A 17,045-nucleotide genomic window follows, 5' to 3' on the forward strand; every position below is an offset into this window, starting at 1 on the left:
GGAAGGACCGGGAAATGACCGAGTACGTAACCCTCGAGCACGGACAGATCGCGTGTGACGTGGTCGGCGACGGACCATTGGTGGTGCTGTCGCACGGGATGGGCACCCGGCGGCAGGAGTTCCGCCATCTGGTCGGGCCGCTGGTTGCCGCCGGGTACCGGGTGGTCAACGCCGATATGCGCGGGCACGGTGAGTCCAGCCTGGACTGGCCGTCGGTGACCGGGAAGGCGGCCATCAGCCGCACCGACGTGGCCCTCGACTTGCTCGGTGTCATCCGGCATTTCGGGGGTCCGGCGGTGATCGTCGGGCATTCGCTCTCGGGCGGCTCGGCCACCATCGCGGCGGCCGAGGCCCCCGACTTGGTGTCCGCGATCGTCGAGATCGACCCGTTCACGCTCACCCAGAGCCTGCACCTGGGCGCGCTGCTGTCGAATCGCCGTCACCGCCGCGCCATGGTGGAGCTGATCGGCACCCAGCTGTTGAAGTCGCCGCGACTGTGGTTCCGGTACCTCGAGGGCGTGGCCTATCCGACCGCGCCCGCCGATCAGGACGACTACCTGAACGGCCTGCGCGACCACCTGCGCGAGCCGGGTCGCTGGGCGGAATTCGCGAAGACCGGCGCGACCACCCCGGCCGACGCCCACGCGCGGATCGGCGACATCCGTTGTCCGGCACTGGTGTTGTTCGGTGCCCAGGATCCGGATTTCGCCGACCCCGCCGCCGAGGCCCGGCGGGTCGTCGACGCCATGCCGCTCGGGCTGGGCGAGCTGGCCCTGATCGACGGCGGCGGCCACTACCCGCACGCGCAGTACGCGGACCGGGTGGCCGAGCTCATGATTCCGTTCCTCGCACAGCACACCGCCCACCCCGCGGCCGACTCAGTCAGCAGCTGATCGTGGCGGACACCCTCCTCGACTGCGATGATGGCGAGGTGCCCGCACCTCGCACCATTGTTTTCGTTGTCTTCCAGGGCATGCAGATGTCCGAGCTGGCCGGGCCGATGGATGTGTTCTCGGTCCTCAACGGCGTCGCCGCGACACCGGCGCACGTCCTGCCGCCGGTCGCGCCGCGCGAGCGCCCGACCGGCGGCGACGGCCTGGCCCTGTGGAACGAGGTCTGCGAGACCCCGCCCTATCGACTGCTGACGGCCTCGCCGGGCGGTCGCCCGATCACCGTCGACGGCGGCATGACCATTTCGGTACAGCACTCGCTCACCGACATCGCCGAGGGCGAGGACTTCGACACGCTGATCGTCGTGGGCGGCATGGTGTCCGGCCGCGGGGCCGCCGAGGTGGTTCCCCAGCTGCCCGCCCTGGCCCGCAAGGCGCGGCGGGTGGCCTCGGTGTGCGCGGGCGCGCTGCTGCTGGCGTCCGCGGGACTGCTCGACGGCTATCGCGCCACCACGCACTGGGCCTCGACGGGCCTGATGGCACAACGCTTTCCGCGCATCACGGTCGAACCCGACCGCATCTACGTCCGGGACCGCAATCGCTGGACCTCGGCGGGGATGTCGGCCGGTGTCGATCTGGCCCTGGCACTGGTCGAGGACGATCACGGCCGCGAGATCGCCGCCCTCGTCGCGCGAATCCTCGTCGTGTTCACCCGACGCCCGGGCGGCCAGGCGCAGTTCAGCGCCCAGCTGCGCACCCAGCCCGCCCGCACGCCCGCCATTCGCGCCGTGCAGCAATGGCTACCCGATCACCTCGGCGAAGACCTCACGGTCGCGGCGCTGGCGGACCGCGCGGGCATGAGCGAACGGAACTTCGCCCGCTCCTTCCGCCTCGAAACCGGCAGTACGCCAGCGGGTTTCCTGGAAGACCTGCGCGTCGAGGCCGCGCGCCGCCTGCTGGAGTCCACCGAGCTGACCATCGGCGCGATCGCCCGCCAGGTCGGCTACCGCCACGGCGAGACCCTGCATCGCGTGTTCACCCGCCGCATGGCCACCACACCCGAGCGCTACCGGCAGCATTTCGCCAGTGGCGCGGCTCAGGTGGCAGGCACGAGGGAGTAGATCCACCAGGGGCGTTGCGGCATTTCGAATTTGAAGACCTGGATGTGATAGGTGACCAGTTCGCCGGTGTCGGACGAGTGGATCCGGGTGCGGCGGTCATCGATCGCGCCGGACGGGAAATCGGTGTTCCAGAAGCGATCCCACTCCGGTGCCGCACCGCACCGCTCGATAATGGCGCGCACCTTCTCGGGCGCGTGGATGGCCGGTGCCAGGTACCGGAACCCCTGCACCATGAGGTGCGCGTCGCTCTCCCAGTCGGCCATGACCTCGCGGGCCCGCGGATCCAGCAGCATCCATTCGAGAATGACGTCGCCCGGCCCGAGACCTGGAAACGCCCGCAGATAAGCGTCGTTCGCGGCCACCAGGTCGACGGCGGGCATGGTCTGGTAGCAGGCCGGGTGCGGCAGCCCGCGCAGGAAGTCGAGCTCGTAGGGTTCGGGCGGCGTGATTTCGGTTCCGAAGCTGGCCAATTCGGGCTGCAGCAGGGTGGCGGCGTGCTCGCGCACCTGGACCGGGACATCCAGCGCGGTGAACAGCGCGCCGAGCGCGGTCGCGGTCGGCTGCCGGGTACCCTGCTCGATCTTCTGGATCAACGCCTCGGAGACACCGGCCCGCCGAGACAGTTCGCTCCGGGTCAGACCGGCCGCCTCGCGCCGCACTCGCAAATAGTCCGCAATCTCCGAGAGCGCGGTCACCAATACCTCCAGCCGGAAACTTCTTTGAAACACGTTTGCTGGCTAACTTAGCGCAACGACACTGGGACAAATTGGGACAGGGTTCGGCCTTGACCGGCGGCGGGTCGAATCGCCATGCTTTGCGGGGTCGCGTGATGCCGTCTGAGTCAGAAGAGCCGTTTCTGAATCGGTCAGGGTGTCGTGCGGCGACACCGGGTGTCCGCGAGGGGACGGCACGAACGCGGACCACAGAGCTGTCGCCCCTGTCCCCGCGGCGCGTGCCGCGAGGTATCCGACGTCGCGGCGGTGAACCGACTCGTCGGGCTCACCGGCCGCGGCGTCAACGGTGCCGAACAGCGTTCCCGCCGTTCACGATTCGGCCGACCAGACGGCCAGCTCCCCGCCCGGCATGCACACCGCCAGGTAGCGGCCGGGTGCGGTCACATTCCAGGCCTCGAAATAAGGATCGGGTTCGACCACCAGGCGGTGCCCGGACTCCAGATCGATGCGCAACTCGCCGCCGTCCGCGACCACGGCCGAGACGATCACCCCGGTCAGTGCCGCGGCCAGATCGTCGGTGTGGGGCTCGCCCGGAATCCGGTGCAGGCTGGCCCCGGTGGGGCTGTGGACGGCCAGTTCGCCCTCGATATTGAGCAGATAGTCGCCCGCCGCGAGCGAGAGCTGATAGACGGTGGCGGCGGTCGATACGGCCAGAGTGGAACCAGCGATCGGTAGGTCCATGCGGGTCTCCCTATCCGAAGTGTCTGATTCCACTGTGCCCCAACGTCACCTCACGTGAGGATCGCGAAGAGCACCGCGGCCACGGCGAAACTGACCACCGACAGCACGGTCTCGAGCACCGTCCAGGTCTGCAGGGTCTGTTTCACGGTGAGGTTGAAGAACTTCGCGATGATCCAGAAGCCACCGTCGTTCACGTGACTGAGAATGATGGATCCGGCCGCGATGGCCATGGCGATGAGCGCCAGACCCACCTGCGAATACCCGTGTTCGGCGACCAACGGCGCGACAATGCCGCCGGTGGTGACGATGGCGACCGTGGCCGAGCCCTGCGCGATGCGCAGACCGCAGCTGATCACGTAGGCGAGCACGATCACCGGCAGTCCGGCCGCGGCCATGGTGTGGGCCAGGGCGGTGCCGATTCCGGTGGCGGAGATCACCTTTCCGAAGAACGCGCCCGCGCCGACCACCAGCAGCAGCATGCCGACCGGCCGCAGCGACTCCGCGGTGACCGCGCTCAGCTCCTGCACCGAGGAGCCGCGGCGGATGCCCAGGACGTAGAAGGCGACCAGCACGGTCAGCAGCAGCGCCACGGCGGGCGTGCCCAGGAAGGTCAGCACCTGAAGGGGTTTGGAGCCCTTGGCGAGCAGTTGCGTGCCGAAGGTCGCGCCCAGAATGAGGAGCAGCGGGATGGCGATGATCGTGCCGATCAGGGCCACCGCCGGCGGGCGCTCGGTCAGGGTGACGGTGTTGTCCGTGGGTGCGGTGGCCGCGCCCGGTCCGCCGGATTCGGTGTCCTGCTTGCGAACCAGGAATTCCTCGGGCACCTCGACCTGGACCCGCTTGCCGATCCAACTGCCCCACACGATGCCCGCCGCGATGAATCCCGGTATACCGCAGACGAATCCCATCACGATGAGCCAGCCCAGGCTCACGCCGAGCAGACCGCCCAGCGATACCGGGCCCGGGTGCGGGGGCAGGAAGGCGTGCGTCATCGACAGGCCCGCGAGCATGGGCAGCGCGTAGAGCACCAGCGAGCGGCCGCCGCGCTTGGCGGCCACGTAGACCAGCGGCGCGAGCACGAAGATGCCGATATCGAAGAACACCGGGATGCCGAAGATGAGGCCGAGCAGGCCCATGGCGACCGGAGCGCCCTTCTCGCCGAACACATTCAGCAGTTTCGCCGTGAGGACGTCCGCGCCGCCGGAGCGTTCCAGGATCGCGCCGAGCACGGTGCCCAGACCGATGATCACGGCGATATGGCCGAGGATCGAGCCGAATCCGGTCTCCAGCAGGGAATCACCGGATTTCAGCGCGGTGCCCACGATCTGCGACACCGGCAGCCCGGCGGCCAGGGCCAGTCCGAGTCCGGTGAGCAGCAGGGCGATGAACGGTTCCAGCTTGAACCGAATGATCGCGATCAACAGCACGGCGATCGCCGCACCGCAGAGCAGCAGCAGTCCCGGCGTGCTGGTACGCAGCCAGTCCACGGTGGTGCCCATGGGGTTACCTCTCAGTTCACTTCTTCGATCAGCGCATGGCTCGTACGAATGCGGCCGCGCGCGAGGCGATTTCGGCCCATTCGCCCGCCGCCACGGCGGCAGGTGGTACGACATCGGTTCCGGCGGTGACCGCGACCGCCCCGTGGGCGAGGAAGTCGGCGGCATTGCCCGCATTGACCCCGCCGGAGGGGATCAGACGGACATCGGGGAAGGGGCCTCGCAGGTCCTTCAGGTAGCCCGGGCCGAGCGCCCGGGCGGGGAAGATCTTCACGGCGGCCGCGCCGAGCTCCATGGCGCGCATGACCTCGGAGGGCGTGAAAGCGCCCATGACGACCGGGATCTCGTGTCGGCCCGCCACCTCGGCAACCGATTCACTGATTCCCGGTGTCACCAGAAATCGCGCGCCCGCGTCGATCGCCGCCTCGGCTTGCTCCCGTCGCAGGACGGTGCCCGCACCGATCACCCCCGTCCCGGCCGCGGCGATCTTGCCGAGGTAATCCAGCACGCCCGGCGTAGTGAAAGTCAGTTCCACGGCGCGGATTCCGGCTCCGGCGAGCGCCCCGGCCAGCGCGACCGGGTCCGGGATCTCGGGTGCCCGCACCACGGTCAGCGCTCGGTCGGCCAGGATGGCCCGCAAGGCGGGTGAATCAGTGTCGACGACGGCGGTCATCGAATCTCCTTTCCGGGGGCGACGGGCAGTACCGGCGGCCTGCCCCGAGCCCGGGTGCTCGGGTCTCTCCCAGCGCGGCGTCCATTCGAAGCGCGCGGCCCGCGCGGATGCCGGTGGGTTTGCCTGCGTCCAGGGCGAATTCGCCATTGACGAGTACGTACGCGATGCCCCGCGCCTGCTGTTTGGGCTGCTCGAAGGTGGCGGTGTCGATGACCGTGGCGGGGTCGAAGAGGACCAGGTCGGCGGCGTAGCCCGGGCGGATGAGGCCGCGATCGCGCAGGCGTAGGCGGGCTGCGGGACGGCCGGTGAGGTGGTGGACGCAGTCCTCCAGGGTGAGGACGCCGAGTTCGCGGGTGTAGTGGCCTAGGTAGCGGGGGAAGGTGCCCCACGCGCGGGGATGCGGGCGATCCCCGACCAGCAGGGCGTCGCTGCCGCCCATGTGGCGGGGGTGGCGCATGATGGCGCGCACGTTCTCCTCGTGGCCGACGTGTTGAAGGATGGTGGTGGCCAACTGATCTCGGGTCAGCAGCTCGAAGAAGACCTCGACGGGCGGGCGGCCCTGATCGGCGGCGATGTCGGCGACGGTGCGGCCGACGAATGCGCCGAGGTCCCGGTTCGCGACGCCGCTGATCTGGATGGTCTCCCACTCGACGGTCACGCCGTGACACCCGTCGGAGCCATTGACATTGACGTCCTGGATGATTCGCGCGCGAGCCTCGGGGTCGGCGATCCGCGCCAGCGCGGCGTCCGGACCGCCGGACATGGCCCAGCTGGGTAGCAGCGCCGAGAGTGTGGTCGAGCCGGGCAGATACGGGTAGGTGTCGAGGCTGATATCGCAGCCGTCGGCGAGCGCGGCATCGATCATGGCCAGGAATTCCGGTGCGCGGCCACGGTTCTCGCCGAAGTTCATCGTCGCGTGCGTGAGGTGCAGGGCGCAGCCGGTCCGGCGCGAGAGATCGATCATCTCCGCGTAGGCGTCCAGGGCACCCGCGCCGTAGGAGCGGGTGTGCGGGGCGTAGAAGCCGCCGAACTCGGCGACCACCTCGCACAGGGCCGCGAGTTCCGAAGTGTCGGCGTACATTCCGGGCGTGTAGGTGAGCCCGCTCGACATGCCCACCGCGCCCTCGGACAGGGCCTGGCGCAGGAGCAGCCGCATGTGCTGGATCTCCGCCGTGGTGGCCGGACGCTGCTCGGTGCCGACCGTCATCAAGCGCAGCGTGCCCTGCGGTACCAGGTACGCCGCGTTCGGCGTGATACCCGCCGTATCGAGCCGGTCCAGGTACTCGGCCACCGTGCGCCAGGAGAAGTCGAATTCGGCGGGATTCCCATTCCACCCGGCGATCTGGCGGCGCACGATCGCCAGCGCCGCGTCGTCGATCGGCGCGTAGGACAACCCGTCCTGCCCGATCACCTCGGTGGTGATGCCCTGACTCAGCTTCGGGAAATGCCCCGGATCGGTGAGCAGGTGCAGATCCGAATGCGCGTGCATATCGATGAATCCCGGTGCCAGCACCAGGTTCTCGCCCTCATCGAGGATCCGGTCCGCCCCGGCGACGGTCCCCGGCGCAGCGATCTCGGCAATGCGGCCGCCGTCGATCACCACATCCGCCCGAAACCGCTCCCCACCGGTGCCGTCGATGACGGCGATATCGCGAATCAGCAAGTTGCCCATAGCAATCCACTCAGAAGTACGTGGGCAGAAAATCCACGATCCGCGGCCGCTCGGCCTCCGCATCGTCGATCACCGGAATCAGCCGCCACTTGTCGAACGCGGTGCACGGATGCGAAAGCCCCAGCCGCACCACACTTCCCACCGGCACATCGGCCTCCGACCCACCGGGCAGGCGCAAGAACGTGTGCTGATCATTCAACGCCGACACCGTCGCCCCTTCGGGCAAGACGGTGCTTGCCGGTCCCGCCAGCACCTGCGGGACCGGCAACCCCTCATCGAACGGCAGATCCCGCTTCCCCGCATCGAGCAATGCGAGCTCCGCCTCCGGACGGGACACACACCGTGCCCAACCGTGCATGGCCGACCGCAACGGACGCTCCGAGCGCCCCGCGGCCAGCGGTGAAATCCCCGAATAGAAGCCGTCGTCGTGCACCAGATAGGCCCCGGACCGCAGCACCACGGCGGTCGGAACCCCGTGCGCCCCGTCCTCGTCCGCGAGCCCGCCCAGCCGCTCGACCACCAGATCCGGATACGCGCTACCCCCGGCGGTCACGATCGCGGCCCGCCCGCGGTGCGGGCCCGTACTGCGCGAATCCGCGTCTCCCGCACCGCGCTTCCTCTCGCTCCGGGCACGCGACTCCGCCGCGACCGCGCCACCGGGTACGTCCTCGTGCGCCGCGCCGACCACAGCCTCGCGTAAACCGCCGGTACCCGCTCCGCCACGCCCGCCGATCGCACTCTCGCGCAGGCCACTGGACGCACCGCCGCGCGCGCTCCCGCTGCGCCGGTGGTCGGGATCTCGTGAAGATGACTCGCCACTGTCCTCGCCGCCGGTGCGCTGGCCGAGGAATTCGTCGTACCGTCCGGCGGCGGCGAGTTCCTGGTGCAGGATCGCGACCTCGTCGAGGTAATGGCGCACCGCGGCAAGGGCTTCCGGGCTGCGGTCGTGGGCGAGCGCGCCTTCGTAGCCACCCACGCCCGCCAGGCGAAGGCGCGGGGATTTGTGCACGGCGTCGGCGACGGCGTGGGCGGCGGCCAGGCCGCGCGCACCGGTGCGGCCGTGGGGGCCACCGAGTTCCACGATCACGTTCAGGCGGACACCCTCGGGCGCGGAGGCCAGGTGGCGTTCCATTTCGTGGACGGTGTCGATGCCGTCGACCCAGCTGTAGAGCTCGAAGGTCGGGTCGTTGGCGATTTCGGTTGCGGCCCAGTGCAGTCCGGTGGGGTCGACCAGGGAATTGGCCAGGACTATGCGGGTCAGGCCGAGGGCGCGGCCGATTTGGGCCTGCCAGGGGGTCGCGAGAGTGATGGCCCAGGCTCCGGCTTCGAGTTGTTCCCGCCAGAGCTGTGGGGACATGGTGGTTTTGCCGTGGGGAGCGAGGCGGACTCCGGCGGCGCGGGCCCAGTCGGCCATGGTCGCGCGGTTCAGGTCGAGTGCGGTGCGGTCCATGGTGAGGACCGGGGTCTGCAGGTCGTCCAGGTGCGGGGCGGTGGCCAGGTAGTCGCGCACGGTCAGGCCCCAGGCCGCGGGCGGCAGCGACTTGTGCTGCGGGCCCAGGACCGTCTCCAGTACCGCCCCGGCGGACTTCGCCAGGTTCGTGTCCGGCACCGGCCCAACGGAATCCGAGAGGGTCGGTCCCTCCGCGACTCCGGCGGTCCGGTTGCGGGCTGCGACTCCCTTGTCGACGGCCACGACGCTCCTTCCGATCAGAGCAAGTTTGCATTGCATAATCTGCAACGCTTGTTGCACATCGTGTTTCTGGTGGTTAGTCTGCACGTAATGTCCGAATGCCGCAACCATTCGAAGGAGATTGGTGTGATCCAGCCGACCACGCGGGCGGTCACCGTCGGTGAGGGGCTCGCGGTGCTCATCGCGGCGCCGGGACCCCTCGAGGACTCCCCCGTGTTCGAGCGCGGCGCGGGCGGGGCCGAGGCGAACGTCGCGTGCGTGCTGAGCCAGCTGGGTGTGCCGACCGGATGGCTGTCCCGGGTCGGGGATGACGGGTTCGGGCGATACCTGGTGCGGCATTTGGCCGACCGGGGCGTGGACACCTCGACCGTCACCGTGGATCCGGCCCGGCCCACCGGGGTGTACGTCAAGGAGCGCGGCAGCGGTTCGGGCCGACCCGCCGATCTGGCCGCGGGCGCGAGCCGAATGCTCTACTACCGCACCGGATCCGCCGCGAGCGCCCTCTCGCCGGCGGATCTGACCGCGGCCGCACCGGTGCTCGCGCAGGCCGAACTCGTGCATTTCAGCGGCATCACCACAGCACTGTCCCCCTCGGCGACCGAACTCACCGACGCCCTGCTGGCGCTCCCTCGCCGCGGCCATCTGATCAGCTTCGATCTCAACTACCGTCCCGCGCTCTGGTCCCGCCGCACCGAATCCGCCGCGGATATCCTGGCCCGCCACATCGGCGGCAGCGACGTCGTCTTCCTCGGCGCGGACGAGGCCGAGGAGGTCTTCGGCATCGGCGACGCGGACCGGCTGCGCACCGCGTTCCCGCAGCCCCGGCATCTGATCGTGAAGAACGACAAGCACTCGGTGACCGGCTTCCTCGGCGCGGATCGCCTCGAGGTCCCGGCGCTGACCCTCGAGGTCACCGAAAGGATCGGTGCCGGAGACGCTTTCGCGGGCGGCTACCTCGCCGCCCTGCTCCAGGGCCGCCCGCACGAGCAGCTGCTGCGCTTCGGCCACCTGTGCGCGGCCGCCGCACTCACCGGCACCGGCGACATCGCCGACCTGCCGCCGCTGCCGACCCTCGAATCCCTGGCCGCCGCAACCCCGTCCGAGTGGTCCGCCCTGCATTACCGTCCGAGCCTGCTCGTACCCGAGAATGTGGCGTCATGAGCCAGAGTCTCCAGCGCGCCCTCACCCTCCTGGTCGAACTCGGCGAGGAACCGAAGTCCCTGGACCAGTTGGCGACTCGGCTCGGCGTGCACAAGTCGACGGTGCTGCGCCTGCTGCAGACCATGGAGGCCGACCGCTTCGTCACCCATGACAGCGAGCACCGGTATCGGCTGGGCACCAGGCTTTTCGAGCTCGCCAACCGGTCGCTGGAGGGCCGGGACGTGCGCACGGTCGCGCGGCCGCATCTGGCGGCGCTGAATGCCGAGACCGGCCAGACCGTGCACCTGGCCACCTACGAATCCGGCGAGGCCGTCTACATCGACAAGCTCGACGCCACCCACAGCGTGCGCATGTACTCGCGCATCGGCCGCCCGGCGGCCCTGCACTGCACGGCGGTCGGCAAGGTGCTGGTGGCGGCGCTGCCGCGCTCCCAATGGCCGACCATCGCCGCGGGGCTGGACTACCGCCCCTTCACCGACCGCACCATCCGCACACCGGAGCAATACCTCGAGGAACTCGAACTCGTTGCGGCCCAAGGCTTCGCCGAGGACCACGAGGAGCACGAGAGCTTCATCAACTGCGTGGCCGTCCCGATCCACGACGGCACCGGCGCGACCGTCGCCGCGCTGTCGGTGTCGGTGCCGGACATGCTGCTCGATCACGACCAGGTTCTCGGCCTGCTGCCGCGCGTGCGCGAAACGGCCGAGGCCATCTCCACCGAGCTCGGCTGGAGTCCGAGCCATCGCACCGAAAGTTCCGACCAGTGAAAGGCCGACCATGAGCCAGAAGATCGAAATCCGCACCGACAAGGCCCCGGCACCCGCGCACGTCTTCTCGCAGGGCGTCCGCAAGGGCCCGTTCCTCCAGGTGTCGGGCCAGGGCCCGGTCGATCCCGCGACCAACGAGTACCTGTACCCGGGTGATGTCGCGGCACAGACGACCCGGACGCTGGAGAATGTGAAGGCGATCGTCGAGGCCGGGGGCGCGAGCTTCGACGACGTGGTGATGCTGCGCGTCTACCTGACCAAGCGCGAGGACTTCGCCATCATGAACGAGGCCTACGGCAAGTTCGTGAACGAGCACACCAGGAGCGGCGTATTGCCCAGCCGCACAACCGTTTTCACCGGCCTGCCGCGCGAGGAGATGCTGGTGGAGATCGACGGTATCGCCATCGTCGACTGATACTTCGAGGGCTCTCGGGGGAATACCCTGAGAGCCCTCGGTACCGAATTCTCTTGTGCGACGCCCGGATCAGTTCCCCGCGAGCACCGCGAGCACCGGCTCCGACAGGAAGAACGGCTCCAGGCGCTCCCGAATCAGCTTGGCCAGCACGCCGTTTCGCTTGGCGGCCTCGACCACGGCCGGGCCGTAACGCAGGATCTCCTCGGCGATGACCGCCTCGGACAACCCCAGCTCCGGCAGCAGCGCGGCGAGGGTGTGGTCGCCGTACTTCTCGAAGAACACCTCGACGCCCTGGTCCACCAGCACGCCCACGTATTCCTTGTTGCGGGTGGTCAGCGCGATCCGGTAGATGATCAGCGCCAGGTCGTAGAGATCCTGCTGGGACAGGTACTCCTTGAGCCCCGCGACCGGCTCCCCGGCGTGCAGGTCCCAGAATTCCATGGCCGCGTCGTGCACGGGTGCGTCCCGCAGCATCTCGCGAATCGCGTTGTTGGTGCGCTTGAGCGCGAATTGCGCGCCCTTACCGGCCATTTCGCCGATGAAGGTGCCGCCCGCCTTCTCCGCGGCCTTGCGCGCGGACTTGGCGGCATTGGTGCCCATGGAGACGAGCGAGCCGACGCCGGGAATCTTTCCGGCGATCTGCTTGTTGGTCTCCATGAAATCGTCGACCAGCTTGTCCACGAACTTGGCGGCCACGGTCGCAATGAGGGGGCTCTCGGTCAGCCGTTCCAGGATGCGTTCCTGGGCCTGGTGCATGCCGAAGATCTTCTCCAGCAGCTGCTCGACGGGCTCGCGGTCCACGACGTCACCCAGGGTGTAGTCGGTGTTCTCCGCGATGTTCTCGTAGAGCGAGTTGGCCAACGTGCCGACCATCTCGCCCAGCACCGGGCTGCCGCCGATCAGGTCGATGACATTGGCGACGGTCTGCTTGGCCTGATCGATCTCGACCACGTCGCGGAAGATGATGGTGTCTGCGACACCGACCACGTCCTTCACGTCGCGGGCGATCACTTCGGCGAAGCGGTCACCGCTCACCTCGGCGAGGATGAAGTCGACCTGGAGGTCGAGCAGCTTCTCGGCGATCTCACGTGGGCCCTGCGGCCGCGTGTTGGACTCTGTCAAGGTTCCACCCAATCAAGTCTGAAGCGGACCGCCCGGATCACTCGGAATCGTTGCCGTGCACCGATTTTCGAATCTGTTCCAGGCGTTCCCGCGCGGCCTTCGCCCGCGCATCCCACTGTTCCTCTACGCTGCGACCCACCGGTGTCTGCCGATCGAGTTCGCCCATCCCCTGCGATGTGCCGTAGCGCTGCTCGACCTTATCGCGAACTGACTCGAAAGTAGGGACACCGGAGTTCGTATACCCGCCGATCGGGTCCGCATCGGGCATACCCGCAGGCGGTACCGGTATTCCCGTCACCACCGGACCCGCTCCCACCTGCCCCGATGCGCCAGCCGTCTCAGACTGCGAATAGCTTTCCACCGACAGGGTGTCAGGAGTCACATCGATGACATCCGAGGCATGACCGAGAGTGGCGGCCAGTGACTGGGCCACCGCGTGCAGTGCGGCCAGTCCCGCCTTGCCGTCCGAGGCGGCCGCCACCACGGCGGCCAGTTCGGCGTCGGGCAGCTGCGCCAACAAGGCCACGAGTTCCTTGGCATCGCTCATGGGTTCCAGGCTACGCAGGTCGCGGGGTTGGGGCGGCCGGTCGGGATGGCGATCGACGGGTCGGCATTGCGTCGATGGCGGAGGCGGCGTACGGTGGGGACGTCGCAATCCGTGGACGCAGGTAGACACCGAGTCCCTCCCACGAGATTTCTTCTCCCCCCGAGTTCGAATTCGCGGCACAGCTGTAGGTCCCGCATGCGGGCAGTTCGGCTGGCCTCCGCGATCACTCGGATTCACCGGCGGTTTCCTGCCGCCTTCGGCCATCTCCGGCCATTCCAATCACTCACTCCCGGTGCGCAAATCACCTGATCCTCCAGAGGAGAACACATCATGACCACCATCGATCCCACGCCGCGCGTCACCCAGACCGACGCGGCCCGAGAACTCGAACACATCGAAACCCTGTCGCCCGCAACGGGACTGCTGGACATCCACGGTCAGACGGGAGTGCTCCGCACCAGCGGCTACCTCCCCGGCCCCGACGACATCCACGTCCCCGCCCGCCTGATTCGCGGGCACGGCCTGCGCCGCGGCGACCTCGTCACCGGCCTGGCGCAGCCGAATCCCAAGAACGGTGCGCAGCCGAATCCCAAGGGCGGCAAGCATGCTCCCCTGGTTCGCGTCGACACGGTCAACGGCCACCCGGTCACCGACCTGCCCAAACGCCCGAACTTCGCGGACCTGACCCCCATCCATCCCAATGAGCGACTGCGGCTGGAAACCGAGCCCACCAAGCTCACCACCCGCATCACCGACCTGATCATGCCCATCGGCAAGGGCCAGCGCGCGTTGATCGTGGCACCGCCGAAAGCGGGCAAAACCTCTGTACTGCAAGCGATCGCACACGGCATCGCCGCCAATCACCCGGAAGCGCACCTGATGCTGGTGCTGGTGGGCGAACGCCCCGAAGAGGTCACCGACCTTTCACGCGGTGTCCCCGCCGAGGTCGCGGCATCCACCTTCGACGACTCCCCGGCCCAACAGACCGCCCTCGCCGAACTGGCCATCGAACGCGCACAGCGACTGGTGGAGGAAGGCCGGGACGTCGTCGTCCTGCTCGACTCCCTGACTCGACTCGCGCGCGCCTACAACATGACCGGCCACGCCTCCGGCCGAATCCTTTCCGGCGGCGTGGATTCCACGGCACTCCTGCCGCCGAAGCGGTTCCTGGGTGCGGCCCGCAATTTCGAGGACGGCGGCTCACTGACGATCATCGCCACCACCCTGGTCGAAACCGGTTCGCTCGCCGACACCGTCATCTTCGAGGAGTACAAGGGCACCGGCAACGCCGAACTCAAACTCGACCGCACCATCGCGAGCCGACACGTCTTCCCGGCCGTGGATATCGCCAAATCCAGCACCCGCCGCGACGAGCTGCTGTTCACCCCGGCGGAACGTCTGGCGGTGGACAAACTCCGCCGCACCCTGGCGGAACTCGACGATCAGCGCGCCCTTGACCTGCTCCTGGACGGGCTGCGCAAGTCCGGCAGCAACGCGGAGTTCCTCGCCAACATCATCCGGAAGTGAGCCGCTTGGGCGGCAGTACCCCGGCCGCCCAGGTGGCCACGGTCTCCGCCCAACCCGGGAAGCCGATGAGATCGTTGTGCATCCCGCCCGGATAGACCACCAGCTCCTTGGGTTCCGGTGCGGCCGCGAACAACTCCCGCCCCATCCGCACCGGCAACAGCTCATCCATGTCGCCGTGCATGATCAGCACCGGGCAGCGCAGCTTCCGAATGCGCGCCAGGCTCGGATAGGCGTTGGGTACGAACAGCTTCGGTAGGAACGGGTACACCGCGACTGCGGCATCGCGTAGGCCGGTGAACGTGGACATGAGCAGTAGCGCGGCGGGTGGGAAGGCATTCGACAACTCCAGCATCACTCCCCCGCCCAACGATTTGCCCAGATACACGACCCGGCTGGGATCCACCCCGGGCTGCGCGAGCAACGCCTCCCGTGCCGCACGAGCATCCCGGTATGTCCCCAGCTCACTGGTCCGCCCGGTACTCCGCCCATATCCCCGGTAATCGAAAACCAGCACATCGAACCCGACCGCGGACAACATGGCCAGCATCGGCGACCGATCGCCGATGTTCCCCCCATTACCGTGCGCGAACAGAATGTGCCCCAACGGCTCTTTCGCCGCCCGCACGAACCACGCCTCAATCGTCTCGCCGTCCGAGGTGGTCAGCGACAGCGCCTCGTACGGCACGCCGAACATCTCGGGAGTGGCCACGATGCGGCGGTCGCCCGGGGCATAGGTCAACGCATTGAGAATCGGGTTAGCGGGATGCCACATGCATTCTTCTTACCCTACCGCTCTCGAAGAGGAATTCGGAAACGCTCGAAAGTCTGAAAGTCGTTATATCACAACGGAATTCGGCTTCTATTATGATCAATTCGGCGGTAGAATTGAGGTATGAATTCGAAGGGGGAAACACTCGACAGCACCGGCATCGGCGCGCTGATGACCGCGATCACCAACGTCACCGACAATGCTCTGCACGGCGGACTCAAGCCGCTCGCCGACATCGATGCCGTGGAATTCATGCGCCGCCTGGAGATCTGCAAGCGTCAACTGGCCGCAGTGGATTCGGCTCTGGTGATCGAGATCGCGGAGCGGGACCTGCCGCGCAAGGCGGGGGTGAAGGATGTGGTGCCGTTCCTGCGTCAAACCCTCGGTTTGTCGCGCTATGACGCGGCGATGCGGGTGAAGATCGCCGCAGCGTGTGGGGAGTTCCTCGGAGCCGACGGCACGCCGCGCCCGATCACCCTGGCCGCGACCGCGAACGCGTTTGAAGCGGGCGTGATTTCCCGTGATCATGTGCGCGGGATCGTGGACATCATGACGCATCTGCCCGCCGAGGTTCCCGCGCCGGCGCGGGTCGAGACCGAGGCGTTGTTGGTGGAGCACTGTGTGACCGGGCACCCCGATGACCTGCCGAAGATCGGGCGCGAGATCCTGGCGCGTTTGGATCCGGAGGGCACGGTGATCTCCGATGCCGACCGTCGTCGCCGTCGCGGCATCACCATCAGTCGTCCCGGTGTGGATGGGATGTCGAAGATCGAAGGCTGGCTCACCCCCGAACTGCGCGCCCTGCTGGACGCCATCTTCGCCAAGCTCGCCCGCCCGGGCATGTGCAACCTCGACGATGCGGATGCCGAGATCCTCGCGGCCACTGCGCACGTCGATTCGAAGGTGTTGGAGGCGGCCGCGCGTCGTGATCGTCGTGATGCTGGCCAGCGCACCCACGACGCGTTGTTCGCGCTCGTGAGCGCGTTGCAGCCGGTCACCGACACCACCGCTGGTATCGATGCCGCTGACGCTGCGGGCGCTGGTGCTGCTGCGGGCACCGCCGCTGGTGTTGGTGTCTTCGCTGCTGCCGGTGCCGCTGCGGCCAAGGCCGGTAAGCCGGTGAAGCTGGGCATGCACCGTGGCCTGCCGGTGGAGGTCGTGGTCACCATGAGCCTGGCCGACCTCGAAAAGGGTGCGGGCGTGGCCACCACCGCTTCGGGTGGACACCTGTCGATCAACGAAGCACTCAAGCTGGCCAAGGGTTCTCGCCCCGTGCTGGCGGTGCTCGACAAGGACGAGATCCCGCTCTACCTCGCCCACGGCGAACGCCTCGCCTCCTCGGGTCAGCGGCTGGCGTTGATCGCCCGCGATCGCGGCTGCACCCACCCCGGCTGCGATGTACCCGCGAGCATGTGCGCGGCGCATCATGTGATCGATTGGGCCAAGGGCGGACCCACCGACCTGAACAACCTCGCCCTGGTCTGCGATCACCACCACGCCATGGTCAACGACAGCGAGAATGGTTGGCAGACGGTGATGTTGGGCAAGGACACGGCGCACCCAGGCCGGGTGGGCTGGATTGCCCCGGCGGCGTTGGACCCCTCCCACACCCCACACGTCAACGACAAACATCACCTCGGGGAGCGGGTCGCCAATCACGTGGATTCCAGTTGCCGGAGGTGGGGTTCACGGGCAGCGTGACACCCGAGCTGCTCGTCTCCGACTGGCGTGCGCAGGGACGGGGAAGTGCGGTCACCTCGCCTGCCCTACCGGACTTGGG

The 17,045-nt window shown here is 68.1% G+C and carries 15 protein-coding genes and 1 pseudogene; 7 read left to right on the forward strand and 9 right to left on the reverse strand.

The window, feature by feature from the left end:
- The first annotated feature begins 14 nt into the window (after nt 1-14).
- Entirely contained in the window at nt 15-893 is an 879-nt protein-coding gene (locus VMT65_RS37110) for an alpha/beta fold hydrolase (protein WP_326313394.1), read from the forward strand.
- Nucleotides 894-895: 2 nt separating this feature from the next.
- Nucleotides 896-2,011 (forward strand): GlxA family transcriptional regulator, encoded by a 1,116-nt coding sequence (locus tag VMT65_RS37115; protein WP_326313396.1) that lies wholly within the window; start codon nt 896-898, stop codon nt 2,009-2,011.
- Here VMT65_RS37115 and VMT65_RS37120 read toward each other — a convergent pair.
- The 6 genes from VMT65_RS37120 to VMT65_RS37145 all read right to left on the reverse strand — a co-directional run bounded on the left by VMT65_RS37120 (nt 1,987) and on the right by VMT65_RS37145 (nt 8,960).
- Nucleotides 1,987-2,739, reverse strand: a complete 753-nt coding sequence (locus tag VMT65_RS37120; RefSeq protein ID WP_326313397.1) for a helix-turn-helix domain-containing protein — start codon at nt 2,737-2,739, stop codon at nt 1,987-1,989. The two genes, VMT65_RS37115 and VMT65_RS37120, sit on opposite strands and share 25 nt — an antisense overlap.
- Nucleotides 2,740-3,054: 315 nt before the next feature.
- A complete protein-coding gene (locus tag VMT65_RS37125; RefSeq protein WP_326313398.1) occupies nt 3,055-3,426 on the reverse strand; it encodes a DUF6188 family protein in 372 nt (123 codons plus the stop codon).
- A 50-nt stretch (nt 3,427-3,476) separates the two neighbouring features.
- On the reverse strand, nt 3,477-4,925 hold the full coding sequence (locus tag VMT65_RS37130) for a GntP family permease (RefSeq protein WP_326313399.1): 1,449 nt from the start codon (nt 4,923-4,925) through the stop codon (nt 3,477-3,479).
- A gap of 28 nt (nt 4,926-4,953) precedes the next feature.
- Nucleotides 4,954-5,595, reverse strand: coding sequence for a bifunctional 4-hydroxy-2-oxoglutarate aldolase/2-dehydro-3-deoxy-phosphogluconate aldolase (locus tag VMT65_RS37135; protein ID WP_326313400.1), 642 nt, complete (start codon nt 5,593-5,595; stop codon nt 4,954-4,956).
- On the reverse strand, nt 5,573-7,267 hold the full coding sequence (locus VMT65_RS37140) for an N-acyl-D-amino-acid deacylase family protein (protein WP_326313401.1): 1,695 nt from the start codon (nt 7,265-7,267) through the stop codon (nt 5,573-5,575). Before VMT65_RS37140 ends, VMT65_RS37135 begins: the two co-directional genes overlap by 23 nt.
- Nucleotides 7,268-7,277: 10 nt before the next feature.
- On the reverse strand, nt 7,278-8,960 hold the full coding sequence (locus VMT65_RS37145; RefSeq protein ID WP_326313402.1) for an amino acid deaminase: 1,683 nt from the start codon (nt 8,958-8,960) through the stop codon (nt 7,278-7,280).
- A 123-nt stretch (nt 8,961-9,083) separates the two neighbouring features.
- Between VMT65_RS37145 and VMT65_RS37150 the strand changes: the two genes are divergently transcribed.
- From VMT65_RS37150 to VMT65_RS37160, 3 genes are read left to right on the forward strand one after another with little or no spacing between them, the layout of a single operon-like run.
- A complete protein-coding gene (locus VMT65_RS37150; protein WP_326313403.1) occupies nt 9,084-10,118 on the forward strand; it encodes a sugar kinase in 1,035 nt (344 codons plus the stop codon).
- The gene (locus VMT65_RS37155) at nt 10,115-10,885 is read left to right on the forward strand and encodes an IclR family transcriptional regulator (RefSeq protein ID WP_326313404.1); all 771 of its coding nucleotides are present in this window, start codon (nt 10,115-10,117) and stop codon (nt 10,883-10,885) included. The genes VMT65_RS37150 and VMT65_RS37155 overlap by 4 nt, the downstream gene beginning before the upstream one ends.
- Before the next feature lie 10 nt (nt 10,886-10,895).
- Nucleotides 10,896-11,300: a RidA family protein gene (locus VMT65_RS37160; protein WP_326313405.1), complete on the forward strand. Its 405-nt coding sequence runs from the start codon at nt 10,896-10,898 to the stop codon at nt 11,298-11,300.
- A 69-nt stretch (nt 11,301-11,369) separates the two neighbouring features.
- Here VMT65_RS37160 and VMT65_RS37165 read toward each other — a convergent pair whose 3' ends face one another.
- Both VMT65_RS37165 and VMT65_RS37170 read right to left on the reverse strand, forming a co-directional pair.
- Nucleotides 11,370-12,422, reverse strand: a complete 1,053-nt coding sequence (locus VMT65_RS37165) for a hypothetical protein (protein ID WP_326313407.1) — start codon at nt 12,420-12,422, stop codon at nt 11,370-11,372.
- A 37-nt stretch (nt 12,423-12,459) separates the two neighbouring features.
- Entirely contained in the window at nt 12,460-12,969 is a 510-nt protein-coding gene (locus VMT65_RS37170; RefSeq protein ID WP_326313409.1) for a PspA/IM30 family protein, read from the reverse strand.
- Nucleotides 12,970-13,341: 372 nt separating this feature from the next.
- Here VMT65_RS37170 and rho point away from each other — a divergent pair.
- Nucleotides 13,342-14,496: pseudogene (rho, locus tag VMT65_RS37175) on the forward strand (transcription termination factor Rho); the annotation flags it as partial.
- Here the strand turns inward: rho and VMT65_RS37180 are convergent.
- On the reverse strand, nt 14,483-15,268 hold the full coding sequence (locus tag VMT65_RS37180) for an alpha/beta hydrolase (protein WP_326313413.1): 786 nt from the start codon (nt 15,266-15,268) through the stop codon (nt 14,483-14,485). The pseudogene rho and the gene VMT65_RS37180 sit on opposite strands and share 14 nt — an antisense overlap.
- A 120-nt stretch (nt 15,269-15,388) precedes the next feature.
- Between VMT65_RS37180 and VMT65_RS37185 the strand changes: the two genes are divergently transcribed.
- The gene (locus VMT65_RS37185; RefSeq protein ID WP_326313415.1) at nt 15,389-16,966 is read left to right on the forward strand and encodes an HNH endonuclease signature motif containing protein; all 1,578 of its coding nucleotides are present in this window, start codon (nt 15,389-15,391) and stop codon (nt 16,964-16,966) included.
- The last annotated feature ends 79 nt before the right edge of the window (nt 16,967-17,045 follow it).

Source organism: Nocardia sp. CDC153, from assembly GCF_035818515.1.
Taxonomy (GTDB): Bacteria; Actinomycetota; Actinomycetes; order Mycobacteriales; family Mycobacteriaceae; genus Nocardia.